The organism is Candidatus Magnetaquicoccus inordinatus, from assembly GCF_004217665.1.
Taxonomy (GTDB): Bacteria; Pseudomonadota; Magnetococcia; order Magnetococcales; family Magnetaquicoccaceae; genus Magnetaquicoccus; species Magnetaquicoccus inordinatus.
Genome location: NZ_RXIU01000105.1, coordinates 1 through 12,455, shown reverse-complemented (window position 1 = coordinate 12,455; position 12,455 = coordinate 1). Strand labels below are relative to the sequence as shown.

Annotated in this window: 10 protein-coding genes and 1 tRNA gene; 9 read left to right on the top strand and 2 right to left on the bottom strand. The window is 50.3% G+C overall.

The window, feature by feature from the left end:
* Window positions 1-501: hypothetical protein (locus EJP87_RS09150; RefSeq protein ID WP_130471563.1), on the bottom strand; the 501-nt coding region annotated here is incomplete at its 3' end.
* Window positions 502-515: 14 nt separating this feature from the next.
* Complete coding sequence (locus tag EJP87_RS09145; RefSeq protein WP_130471562.1) at window positions 516-752, bottom strand: hypothetical protein; 237 nt, start codon at window positions 750-752, stop codon at window positions 516-518.
* Window positions 753-920: 168 nt separating this feature from the next.
* On the opposite strand from EJP87_RS09145, the gene EJP87_RS09140 reads away from it, so the two are divergent.
* The 9 genes from EJP87_RS09140 to EJP87_RS09100 all read left to right on the top strand — a co-directional run.
* A complete protein-coding gene (locus EJP87_RS09140; RefSeq protein WP_130471561.1) occupies window positions 921-1,385 on the top strand; it encodes a hypothetical protein in 465 nt (154 codons plus the stop codon).
* A gap of 120 nt (window positions 1,386-1,505) precedes the next feature.
* Complete coding sequence (gene gyrA, locus EJP87_RS09135; RefSeq protein WP_130471560.1) at window positions 1,506-4,271, top strand: DNA gyrase subunit A; 2,766 nt, start codon at window positions 1,506-1,508, stop codon at window positions 4,269-4,271.
* A 5-nt stretch (window positions 4,272-4,276) separates the two neighbouring features.
* Window positions 4,277-5,566 (top strand): serine--tRNA ligase, encoded by a 1,290-nt coding sequence (gene serS, locus EJP87_RS09130; protein ID WP_130471559.1) that lies wholly within the window; start codon window positions 4,277-4,279, stop codon window positions 5,564-5,566.
* 18 nt (window positions 5,567-5,584) lie between these two features.
* Window positions 5,585-5,672: transfer RNA gene (locus EJP87_RS09125), tRNA-Ser, on the top strand.
* Between the two features lie 83 nt (window positions 5,673-5,755).
* Window positions 5,756-7,057 (top strand): hypothetical protein, encoded by a 1,302-nt coding sequence (locus EJP87_RS09120; RefSeq protein WP_130471558.1) that lies wholly within the window; start codon window positions 5,756-5,758, stop codon window positions 7,055-7,057.
* Complete coding sequence (locus EJP87_RS09115; RefSeq protein WP_130471557.1) at window positions 7,044-7,241, top strand: hypothetical protein; 198 nt, start codon at window positions 7,044-7,046, stop codon at window positions 7,239-7,241. Before EJP87_RS09120 ends, EJP87_RS09115 begins: the two co-directional genes overlap by 14 nt.
* 435 nt (window positions 7,242-7,676) lie before the next feature.
* Window positions 7,677-9,713: a fused MFS/spermidine synthase gene (locus tag EJP87_RS09110; protein WP_130471556.1), complete on the top strand. Its 2,037-nt coding sequence runs from the start codon at window positions 7,677-7,679 to the stop codon at window positions 9,711-9,713.
* 307 nt (window positions 9,714-10,020) lie between these two features.
* Window positions 10,021-10,422: a hypothetical protein gene (locus tag EJP87_RS09105; RefSeq protein ID WP_130471555.1), complete on the top strand. Its 402-nt coding sequence runs from the start codon at window positions 10,021-10,023 to the stop codon at window positions 10,420-10,422.
* Between the two features lie 18 nt (window positions 10,423-10,440).
* A partial coding sequence (locus tag EJP87_RS09100) for a tetratricopeptide repeat protein (RefSeq protein WP_130471554.1) occupies window positions 10,441-12,455 on the top strand: 2,015 nt, incomplete at its 3' end.

Below are 12,455 nucleotides of genomic sequence, written 5' to 3'. Positions count from 1 at the left end.
CTGTCGCGCCTGACTATCCATGATCTTGAACAATAAAGTATAATCAACACGCCAACGGGTACCCATTTGGGTCAGGATGGTGGCAGTACGGGGATTGAGTTGCACGACTTTGCCATACCATTCGCGCTGGCCACGGTCGCGGAAGCCAACGGCATCACCGACTGTAAACTGATTTTTATCCTGTTTTTTTTCCCCTTTTTGGGTATGGATCTCGGTAGGCACCTCTTGCAGATTGAGAGTATAGAGAGGCACATTCCAGCTTTGTCCATCCTTTTTATCACGTACTATCACGGCAGTACGACGAACCTCTTCGATGACTGCCGGGTGCAGGCAGTTTTCCCGTTCGTGAAAATAGCTGACCTCCATTCCAGGCTTGACCGCCCGTTTGAGTGCCTGCAAGGTTTCCGGGCGCTGCAACAGGTTACCGATTGCCACCTGTAGACGATAGAGATCGAAGGGTGTAGCCTCTTGCAAAGCTTGGAGAATAGTGGAATAGTCCATGGCGCAATGCTGTATCAAGGGGCGACAAAACGCAGCTCGGGGGCATCGCGGGAGAGTACTTCCAAGCCGAACAGGGTGGGCAACTCTTCTCCCAGATCCCGGCCATAGAGCTGGTGCAACTCCCAACGCAGAAAACTGGCCTGTTCGGGGGTGAGATGGACACCGACAGCCTGCCGGCCATCGGCCTCAAATTCGCTTTTGAGATGTTCAAAAATCTTCAGGGTCAAAGGATTTTCTGGCCATTCGGGCATGTATGATACTTTTTCCACGTGTAACCTCGATGGTTAGGGAATAATGGTGCAGAGCAGGGAAGGCTTTTGCTGCGGGCTCTCCAGGTTGTTCATTAGAGCCTGCTCACGGGGGGGCTGTCAACCGTGTTTGCGTTGGGTTTGCGCACATTGCCAAGGGAGGAGGAGCCTGTGCGGATAGGGCTGGGATTGTTGCTGATAGTGTTGCCTGGTTGGCTATTGGCTGGGCAGGGAACACTTTGGTTGGAACGTGAGCAAAAAGAGGCGGAAGAGCGCTATCGGGAGTGTTTGTTGCACAGAGTGCAAGCGACGCCCAGTGCGCTTGCTGCCGGCAAATTGCAGTGGGCCTGCCAACGTCGTTATAGTTTGGAGCGCCAGGGGGAGGTTATGGATCTGGAGGATTGTCTGTTGCGATACCTGCCGCAGGTGCAAAATGATGCCAGTGCTCAGGCGATGATCACGATGTGTGAGGAGCAGTTTGCGCCCCGGCAGCGGCAGGAGGGGCATGAGGGGATGAATCGTTTATGGCGTTGGTTGGAGGGGAACAGGCCTCCTGCCGCCGGGCAAGGGGATTGGCGGTTGGATGGCGAGCGTTTTGAAGCCTTGCAGCCATGGCAGGGGGGGCAAGGTCGTTAAAGGAAATATCTGATTTGCTGGAGTGGTGTTAACGTGCCTATGCAGGATGAGGAAAATTTGTTAGACTGATCCGTTCTTTTTTGCAGGTAGTTAAAGCTCCAGTGGGGGTCAGGAAGGCGCATGACCGAATTAAGTATCAGTAGACAAATTCCCGTCAACATTGAAGATGAGATGCGGGCATCTTATCTTGATTATGCGATGAGCGTTATTGTGGGACGGGCCTTGCCCGATGTGCGGGATGGTCTGAAACCGGTGCATCGTCGGGTATTATTTGCCATGCACGAGTTGGGCAACGATTGGAATCGTGCCTATAAAAAATCGGCGCGCGTGGTCGGTGATGTGATCGGTAAATTTCATCCGCACGGCGATGTAGCGGTTTATGACACTATTGTGCGCATGGCCCAGCCCTTTTCGATGCGCTATCTGCTGATTGACGGCCAGGGCAACTTTGGTTCGGTGGATGGCGATTCGGCGGCGGCGATGCGTTATACCGAAGTGCGCATGACCCGACTGGCCAGTGAGCTGTTGGCCGATATTGATAAAGAGACGGTCAACTTTGGTCCCAACTATGATGGCTCGTTGGAAGAGCCAAAAATATTACCGGGTAAATTTCCCAATCTGCTGGTCAACGGCTCTTCGGGAATTGCTGTGGGTATGGCCACCAATATTCCTCCGCACAATCTGGGGGAGGTGATCGATGCCACTATAGCCTTGATCGAGCAGCCCGATTTGCAGGTGCTGGATCTGTTGCGCTGGGTGCCTGGTCCAGATTTTCCTACGGGTGGGACTATTTGTGGGCGTGCCGGTATTCGCAGCGCCTATCTGACCGGGCGCGGCACCATTGTGATTCGTGCCAAAACCGAAGTCGAACAACTGCGTGAAAATCGCGAAGCCATCATCATCAAGGAGTTGCCCTTCCAGGTCAACAAGGCGCGTCTGGTGGAGCGAATTGCTGAGTTGGTACGGGAAAAAAAGGTGACTGGTATCTCTGATCTGCGTGATGAGTCAGATCGGGAGGGGATGCGGGTGGTGATCGAGTTGAAGCGGGATATGCAGGCCGATATTCTGCTCAACCAGTTATACAAACATACGGCTATGCAATCGACCTTTGGGGTCAACGCCCTGGCTTTGGTGCAGGGGCGGCCCATGCTGCTCGATCTGAAGCGGATTTTGGAGGAGTTTATCAACCATCGCCGCGAGGTGGTGACGCGGCGCACCCGTTTTGAGTTGAACAAGGCGGAAGAGCGCAGCCATATTTTGGAAGGGTTGTCGGTAGCTCTGGCCAATATTGATCGGATTATTGAGGTGATTCGTCAAGCTGCCTCACCGGCGGAGGCCAAAGCGGCGATGTTGGCGGAGATTTGGCAACGGGGCGGAGTAGAGGCTCTGTTGGCAAAAACCCAAGAGGGTGAAGTGATCTCTCGCCAATTTGTCGAGGGTGGCTATCGGCTGAGTGAAGAGCAGGCGCAGGCCATTTTGGATTTGCGTTTGCATCGTTTGACCGGTCTGGAGCAGGAGAAGATTCACGAGGAGTTTGCGACCATTTTGGTTGAGATTGCCCGTTTGCAAGCCATATTGTCATCGGATGCGGTTTTGATGGGGGTGATCAAGGGGGAGTTGCTACAGATTCGCGCCTTGTTTGCCGATGCACGGCGCAGTGAAATTATCGATGATGTGGGTGATTTTTCCCTGGCTGATTTGATTGCCGAAGAGGAGATGGTGGTTACGGTCAGTCATGCCGGTTATATCAAACGGCAGCCGAGTGTGGAATATCGTACCCAGCGCCGAGGTGGACGGGGTAAGAGTGCCACAGATGTGCGGGATGAGGATTTTATTTCGCAACTGTTTGTGGCTTCAACCCATGATACGATTCTCTGTTTTACCAATCAGGGGCGTGTTTTCAAGCTGAAGGTCTATGATATTCCTTTGGGCAGTCGGGCGGCGCGAGGCCGACATGTGGGCAATATTTTGGCGTTGGAGAAGGGGGAGATGGTGCGGCAGATTCTCCCGGCGCCGATTCCGGTTCCCGAGTGGGGACAGTGGGAGCTGTTGTTTGCCACCAGTCAGGGGTTGATCAAAAAAAGTTTGTTGGCGGCCTATGCCAATATTCGTTTGAGCGGCTTGCGGGCGGTGGATCTGCGCGAGGGAGATGATTTGATCGGGGTGGCCTTGCTGCCGATTTTGCCAGAAGATATGCCCAAGCCGGAGGAGATTGCGGCCAGTATGGCTGCTGGCGAGGAGGGCGAGGGCGAGAGCGAGATAGAGCTTCCGGTGTTGGAAGAGGAGTTGGTGGAGGAGGAGTCTGCGGAGGGGGATGAGGGCAGCAGTTTGCCGGGACGCCCTGGGCGGGTGATGCTGTTTTCGCGCAGTGGCAAAGCGGTACGTTTTCGCACCAATCAGGTGCGACGCATGGGTCGGGTGGCACGTGGGGTGCGAGGCATGCGTTTGCGAGGCGAAGATCGAGTGATTTCGCTGAATGTGTTGTTGCCTGGTTCGGGCTGTCAATTGTTGGTGGTAACCGAGCGTGGTTTTGGCAAGCGGACTGGTGAAGAGCTGTTTCCCACCAAAGGGCGGGGGACGCAGGGGGTGATTGGTATCATCACCAGTGAACGCAATGGACCGGTAGTGGATGCCTTGACGGTATGGCCTGGCGATCAGGTCATGTTGATTTCGGATCAGGGTACAGTTTTGCGCACCGATGTGGATTCGATTCGGGTAACCGGGCGCAATGCGCAAGGGGTGAAGGTATTGAATGTGGGCAGTGGCGAGCGTTTGGTTTCGCTTGCGCGTTTGATTGCTGATGTCGATGAGGGAGAGTCTCGGCAGGAGAGTGGCGTCACGGAGTTGGAGGATTCCGGCGAGGCAGCAGGAGTGGAGGAGGAGTAGGCAAGGTGTTGGATCTCAAAAAGATTCGTGACAATCCGCAATGGGTTGAGGAGCGTCTGGCCAGTCGGGGACGTGCTTATAATTTGCAGAAGGTCTATCAACTGGAAGCTGCCAAGCGGGCGTTGCAGACGGAGACGGAAAATCTGCAGGCGCGGCGCAATGCCATTTCCCGACAGATTGGCCAGTTAAAGGGCAAGGGGCAGGATGTCTCTGCATTGATGGCCGAGATGGTGCAATGTGGGCCGCAGTTGCAGGAGTTGCAGCAGCAGTTGGCCACCATGGAGAGTGAGTTGTTGGCGGTTTTGGCGGAGCTGCCCAATTTGCCAGATGAGACAGTTCCTCTTGGCCGTGATGAGCAGGATAATCTGGAGATTTGTCGTTGGCCTGATGAGCAGCAGCCGGCGCGCAAAGCCTTTGAGGAGTTGCCACATTGGGAGATTGGCCAACGTTTGGGTATATTGGATTTTGATGCTGGGATTTTGGTTGCTGGGGCGCGGTTTACGGTTTTGCGTGGCGCGGGAGCGCGTTTGAATCGGGCATTGATTCAGTTCATGTTGGATTTGCATAGTGGTGAGCATGGTTATACGGAGATAATGCCGCCTTTTTTGGTCAATCGGGAGAGTTTGTTTGGCACCGGTCAGTTGCCCAAATTTGAAGAGGAGTTGTTTGCGGCGCGGGATGATGCACTGTTTTTGATCCCGACGGCGGAGGTGCCGGTGACCAATTTGGTGCGTGGCGAGATTATTGAGGAGGAGCGGTTACCGTTAAAGTTTGTGGCCTGGACCTCCTGTTTTCGGCGGGAAGCGGGGGCGGCTGGGCGTGATACACGGGGTTTGATTCGCCAGCATCAATTTGATAAAGTGGAGTTGGTATGGATCACCCGTCCGGAGGAGAGTGGGGCGGCCTTGGAGCAGTTGACACGGGATGCGGAGCAGGTTTTGCAGCGTTTGGAGTTGCCATATCGTCGGGTAGCTTTATGCACAGGGGATTTAGGCTTTGCCTCGTGCAAGACCTATGATCTGGAGGTATGGTTGCCAGGACAGGGATGTTATCGGGAGATCTCCTCCTGTTCCAACACCGGAGATTTTCAGGCGCGACGGATGCAGGCCCGTCTTCGGCGCAAGGAGGGGCGCAAGGTAGAGTTGTTGCATACCTTGAATGGTTCTGGTATAGCGGTAGGACGTACTTTGGTAGCGTTGTTGGAAAATTTTCAGCAGGCGGATGGATCGGTGGTGATACCGGATGCCTTGCGTCCCTACATGGGCGGGGTAGAAATTTTGCGCCCACAGGAGTAGAATCGCGCAGTTCAAAACGGATGGGTGGCCGAGCGGCTTATGGCAACGGTCTTGAAAATCGTCGTGTCGAAAGGCACCGGGGGTTCAAATCCCTCCCCATCCGCCAATTTTTTGTCTGGATGTTTGCAAGAAATATTTATAATAATGGTTTTTTGTTTGAACGATAATAATTTATTGAGGGTATAAACAATGACCAGCGAAGTTTTGTTGATGAATAAACACGCTGTCGTTATTGCGGCTGATAGTGCTGTGACATTGATGTATGAACCGCATGCAAGATATTCCAAGCATGCGAATAAAATTTTTGATATTTCTATCCACGGTAATATTGCTGCAACTATTTTTTCTTCCGCAGAAATTGATCGTGTTCCTTGGAAGCTTGTGTTAAAACTTTTTCGAGAGGAGTTGTCTTCTCAGCCTCCACTTGCGAAATTGGATAACTATGTTGAGAAAATAATTGATTTTGTTCAAGATAATGAATGTCTATTTCCAATTGATGTGCGAAATGCTGTGCTGAAATCTCGTTTTTCTTATATTGTAAGTAGAATACTGGAAATAATAAAAAATGAATTTAAAGATATTTCTAACCTGGAAATTTCTGAGGATAAGAGAAAGGAGTTGATGGCAAAAGGCATTGAATATTGCAATAAAATAATTGAAATTGACAATGACTTATTTAGTCGTTTTAATGATTGTTTTACAGGGTTGTCGTTTGCTCTTGAAGAGGAGGTGCGTGAAAAATTTGTTAAAATTGATATTTATAATATTATTAATTGGCCTCAACTGATAGATGTCGCTAAAAAAATTTTTTTAAGTCGTCTTCCTTTTCTTGGTTATACTGGTATGTTATTGACTGGATATGGATCAAAAGATATTTTTCCTGGTTATATACAGGTTTGTATTTATGGCCATATTGGGAAGAAATTATTGTGGAAGATTAGTGGTCGCAACAGTATTTCACATAGTAACAGTTCTTGCATTGTTCCATTTGCAATGACTTCAATGATTGATAGGTTTACAGATGGTTTTGATAATAAATTGCGTGATATTATTTTAGCAGAAAGTCGAAAGGCATTTAAAGCAGTTTTTTTAGATTTGGGGAGTGCTGGCTATGCAATACCTGAAGATATATCTGCATCAATAATAGATAACCGTATAGAAAAATTTATGAAGACTTGGAAAGAACAAAGTTTAGAAGCTAATCTTTATCCTTTACGACAGATTCTCAGTCATTTAAGTGTGCAAGAGATGGGTAATATGGCTGAATCGCTATTAATCCTGGAGTCGTTGCGTGAGCGTATGACCTCAGCGAGTGAATCGGTTGGGGGGCCGATTGATGTGGTAGCAATTACCAAAACTGAAGGGCTGCTGTGGTTGAAACGTAAACATTTTTTTAATCCTGAATTGAACCCTCGCTATTTGGAAAGATCTAAAATAGCATATCATGCTCGTGACGCAGTGGATAAGGAGACGAACGATGTCATTGCATAAGCCTGACCTTCCTGAGTGGGACAGTCGAACGACAGAGCAGGTTTCAAGATCGATTACCAAGATATGGAATGAGATGATCGAACAGCAGGAGAAAGAGAAGGCTTATCGGCTTTTGGTTGACGAAAAGAATAAAATTATTGAAGAGTGGAATAAGCAGGATATGCAATCATTTGAATTGCGTTAGTATGTGCACTATACAACAGTGTAATGCGTATCTGGTGTGACTTTTTCTTGCCTGTCTCGATTCATTTTTTTCCGAGTGTAACATATGCTCTTCGTCCGCCCGTCCTTGTATCCATGACCTTTTCCTTTTTTCAGTATGTTTGAGGCGAGGGTCTTGGTTTATGCGCATGGCTAATGGTTAAAGCAGCGCTTTACAGTTTTTTGACAAAAATATCTAATACAACAAATTACTTAGTTAAATTATTGTTTGTGTGTTATAGTGTTGTATAGATCTTCGTGGTTTCATCATTATACTATTACACTGGAACTCGCTGTTGCCGCTCTTAACTCCACTGTGCTGTTTTCTAAGGCTCTGGTGGTCATTGGTCACCATTCTCCCTATCATCACAGTTTCTTTATATTGTGGTTATACCCACTTTTTGGGAGTTTGCTGCAGATGTTGAGCGCTCGGCTGCTTGCCTCTCTCTATGGCACGACCATCCTGCTTGGCGCCTTTCTGCTCTTTCTGCTGCAACCGATGAGTGGCAAAATTATTTTGCCTTGGTTTGGCGGTTCCAGCTCTGTCTGGAGCAGTTGTCTGCTCTTTTTTCAAACCCTGTTGCTTGGGGGCTATCTCTATGCCCATGCCAGCAGGCGCTGGCTCTCGCCAAAAATACAATCCTTGCTGCATTTTATCCTGCTCGCCCTCGCTCTTGCCACTCTGCCTGTTGACTTTTCCAGCTCCTGGAAACCAACGGGTACGGAAGAGCCTTTACCCTATATTCTCGCCTTGTTAAGTGTCAGTATTGGCTTGCCCTATCTTGTGTTGGCGGCCAGCTCCCCTTTGCTGCAAGCCTGGGTTGCCCAACAGCGGCAGTCCACGCAAGTCTATCGTCTGTTTGCGCTCTCCAACGCTGGTTCACTACTGGCATTGCTTGCCTATCCCTTTTTGATCGAACCCTGGTCTGCCTTGCAACAACAGCGTTTGCTCTGGTCTTTATTGTTTGTTCTCTATGCTCTGCTGTGTGCTGTGTTGGCTTGGCACAATGGGCAACAACGCTCTTTTGTACATCAGGTGCGCTCTCAGAGTGTCGTTCCCTGGCGCAGCATGCTGTTGTGTCTGCTGTTATCGTTGGCTCCGTCGCTATTGCTGATTGCGTTTACCCGCCTTTTGACCAGCGATATGGCACCCATTCCTCTGTTATGGTTGTTGCCGCTGGCTCTCTATCTCTTCTCCTTTGTTCTTGCCTTTGCGCAGGGAGATTGGTATCGGCGCGCTCTGTTTATGCCGTTGTTGCTGCTGGCTATGGCGATTTTGCTGCTGCTGCCGTTGACACCTTCCGACTCTTTCTCTCTGTCTCTGACTCTCGCTGTCCTGCTTCTTGCTGTGGCGATACTGTTTTTGGTGTGTCATAGCGAGTTGGCATTGCTGCGTCCTGGTAGTGAGCATTTGACACAATATTATCTTGTGATTGCCTTGGGAGGTGCTTTGGGTGGGGTGGCTGCCACTTTTGTGGCGCCTCTGTTGTGTGTGGATGCTTGCGAATATCCTGTATCCCTCTTGCTGTGTGGGTTGGTCTCTTTGTATGCAATGTGGCCCAATTTGCACTTTTCTTCTGTGCGTATGGGTAAAATATTTTTATATGGAGTGTTATTGCTGTTTATAGTGGCGGCCTGGCAAACTGTTGCAGAATATGTGGTTTTGCAGAGGGGTTTGCTGTTTGCAGTGCGCAATTTTTATGGAATTTTGAAGGTTTATGAAGACCCTCAGCTTGGATTTCGCAAATTGCTGCATGGGCGGATTATTCATGGTGGGCAATTTTTGGCGGAAGAGAAGCGAGATATCGCGACCACCTATTATGGTACGCAGAGTGGGGTAGGGAGGGTGTTGGCGGTCAAGGGGGAGCAGGGAGGATTGCGGGTAGGGTTGGTTGGGTTGGGGGTGGCCTCTTTGGCAGCTTATGGGCGCAGTGCAGATTATTTTCGTTTCTACGAATTGGATCCACAGGTGTTGCAGGTGGCAGAGCGCTGGTTTTTTCATCTTGCGCGTTTGCCGGCGCGCCAGGATGTGGTTGTTGGGGATGCCCGGTTACAGTTGGAGCGGGAGGCGGATAATCAATTTGATCTCCTGGTGGTGGATGCCTTTACCGGGGATGCCATTCCGGTTCATCTATTGAGTTTGCAGGCGTTGCAGTTATATTTTCGTCATTTGCGGGAGGATGGGGTGTTGGCAATTCATCTTTCCAATCGTTATGTGGAGTTGAGTTGGGTAGTGGCAGGGGCGGCGGAGCGGTTGGGGGTGCAGGCGCGTTTATTTGAGGATCCTGGGGATGCGGGCTTGTTGCGGGCGCGTTCCAAGTGGGTGGTGTTGGCGCGCCATGATCAGATATGGCGGGATGAGCGTTTGGCCGTGGGCAAGGAGATGGTGTTACCGGAGGGTTTTCGGGTGTGGGAGGATGATTATGCGCCCTTGTTGTCGGTATTGTTGCGGTAGTGAAGACAAATCAAACTGTCCTGCACCTGCCAGGAGGAGATAATCTCCTCCTGATGGATGCAGGGAAAAATCCCTGCATCTGTACGGCGTTTACCAAAGCGAATGCTTAAGCCTTCGCGCACATCGCACCAATCTGTGCTTCACAGGGGCACGTTTTGGGAGGGCGGATGCCCGATTCACTCTTTGCGGTTCATGGGGCGCGGCAGGGAATGCTGCGGAGTGTGGCAAGCGTTTTGATGTTGACAATGGTCAATAATTATATCCATAATTATACAGTTGGCGATGACATTACCAGGAGTTGCCCCCAATGGATGAGTTAGAGTTGCTGAAAAATACAGTTGAGTTTTTGTCCCCGATTTGGGAGCCATTTCGCAATGCCATGTATGACCGTTCGCAATCGATATTTCAGGATATGGGCAGAAACGTGCCAGAAAAGGGGTTGCAGTTGCTGCGTCAGCATTTGTTGCAACGTCGGAGTGAGGTAGAGTTGCAGGGGGCAGAGACGCCGCAGGCTGTTTTACCTGCCGCTTCTGCTTTGAGCGAGGCGGACAGGGAGTGGTTGCAGGAGTTGCAGATGTTGTTACAGGAGTTGCAGAGAGAGCAGAAGAGTGGCGGGGTGCATGTTGACACGCTACAGGGTGTACTCAATACCGGAAGCATGCACATGGAAAAACCTGTATTTAACTTTGCTGCTGTCGAGAAAAAATAACTCTGTTCTGGGGGCGGAATGATGGCTGAAAACTCGGTAGGAGTGCTGCAGGGGGTTGCCAATTCTGGCGATATGAAAATAGATCATCCGACCTTCAATTTTGGTCAAGGATTGCGTCACGACCCTTTTGCCAATCTCCACCCCGGACGGGTGATGCAACCGACGCTCTATTTTTTGGGACGTGATACGGAAGTGCAGCAGGCGCTTGCCGTGTTGACGACAGGGTTGCAGCGCCTGCTGGTAACCGGGATGGGAGGGGTAGGTAAAACCGAGCTGGCCAAGGCGGTGGCTGCACAGGTGCAGGAAAAATATCAAGAGCAGTTTCCTTTTGGCGCATTAATGATTGATTTACGGGGTGTCTCTGCTACACCGTTGGTGCCGAAAGAGGCACGGAGGCAATTGTTGCGTGAGATGGGTGTCACCCTGCAGCATGCCGATGAGGAAGAGGAGCGGGCATATCGTCGGCTGTTGGCGGAGCATCCGTTGCTGTTGATTTTGGACAATATCAAGGATCCAGAGCAGGTGCGGGAGTTGTTGCTGGATGGGGTAAAAAGCAGTTATCTGTTGACCGCTCGTCCGCCTTTTCCGACCATGGAACGGGTTGATGCCTTGCCATTGCAGCTTTTTGATAACCCACGAGCGGTTGCGCTGTTGCAGAAGAGTGCCAGGCGAGAGGCTGCGGCAGCGCCAGGGCAGATATGGAAGCAATTGGCCATGCGTTGCGGTCATTTGCCATTGTTTCTGTACAAGGCTGGGCAATATCTCCGCAATTATTCTGATATTACTGTAGAAGAGATGTTGGCTGAGGTTGTGCAATTGGCTGGTTCGGTGCCTTGGCTGCAGGAGGGGGATGAGGTTTTGCTGTTGTCGGTGCAGCAACTGGCGGCCACGCAGCCGCAATTGTTGCAGCGTTGGTTGTTGTTGACACTGTTGCGTCGGCCATTCACATTCGAGGTTGTGGCCGCTTTATGGGCAGAGAGCAGCTCTGTGCTGGTCAAAAGGCAGTTGCGGGATCTGCATCATCACACCCTTTTGTTGCATGGTGGGGTGGGGCAGCCCTACTATTTTCATGATCGGATGCGGGAGATTGCGGAAAAATATTGGCGAAATTCTGCTGCGCCTGCCGAGCATGCCCAACAGACTTTGCAGGGACATCAACGGCTATTGGACTATTATCTCACCTTGTTGCACGAGGAGCAGGATCCCGACGCAGAGGATTATGTGGAGGCCGCCTTTCATGGCTGGTGGGCGCAGGGGCCGAAGCTAAAAGCACAATTGGCTGATTTGTGTTCCCCGGAAATCTTTTGGTCGTTGTTGGAGAGGAGTGTCTTAACTTCCTCACGCGATAAACTTTTTTTTGTGCTTAGTTTTGTGCATTTTAAGAGCGCTCAGGTCGATGCGCTGTACCAAGAATTGCAGCAAGAGCAGGAGCATTTACGAGGCATAAAGCCGGGTTATGCCCATCTGCTGGGCAAGTTTTTATTGCGTCAAAAGGGCAAAGAAGTATTAACAAACGAACAGATTGCAGATATTATTGATGCTCATTGGGATAATCCGCTTATTTTGTCATATGTTACAGGTGAGGCAATATCAATTTCACCGGATAGACGAGCAGAATGGTTTGCTCAATCTTATGCGTTGGCGCCGAACGATGCGGATATATTGGGCAACTATGCTAATTTTTTGAATAATATCCGCCAAGATTATGCCCGAGCGGAGGAGTTGTATGAGCGAGCGTTATCCGTTTATGCGAATCATGCCAATAATTTGGGCAACTATGCGTTGTTTTTGCAAACCATCCGCCAAGATTATGATCGAGCGGAGGAGTTGTATGAACGAGCGTTATCCGTTGATGCGAATCATGCCACTAATCTGGGCAACTATGCTAATTTATTGGATAATATCCGCCAAGATTATGCCCGAGCGGAGGAGTTGTATGAGCGAGCGTTATCCGCCGATGCGAATCATGCCAATAATTTGGGCAACTATGCGTTGTTTTTGCAAACCATCCGCCAAGATTATGATCGAGCGGA

Coding starts and splice junctions, on each gene's coding strand:
- EJP87_RS09115 (WP_130471557.1), top strand. CDS start 7,044: ATGTCATTGCATAAGCCTGACCTTCCTGAGTGGGACAGTCGAACGACA.
- EJP87_RS09105 (WP_130471555.1), top strand. CDS start 10,021: ATGGATGAGTTAGAGTTGCTGAAAAATACAGTTGAGTTTTTGTCCCCG.
- EJP87_RS09110 (WP_130471556.1), top strand. CDS start 7,677: ATGTTGAGCGCTCGGCTGCTTGCCTCTCTCTATGGCACGACCATCCTG.
- gyrA (WP_130471560.1), top strand. CDS start 1,506: ATGACCGAATTAAGTATCAGTAGACAAATTCCCGTCAACATTGAAGAT.
- EJP87_RS09120 (WP_130471558.1), top strand. CDS start 5,756: ATGACCAGCGAAGTTTTGTTGATGAATAAACACGCTGTCGTTATTGCG.
- EJP87_RS09145 (WP_130471562.1), bottom strand. CDS start 752: ATGCCCGAATGGCCAGAAAATCCTTTGACCCTGAAGATTTTTGAACAT.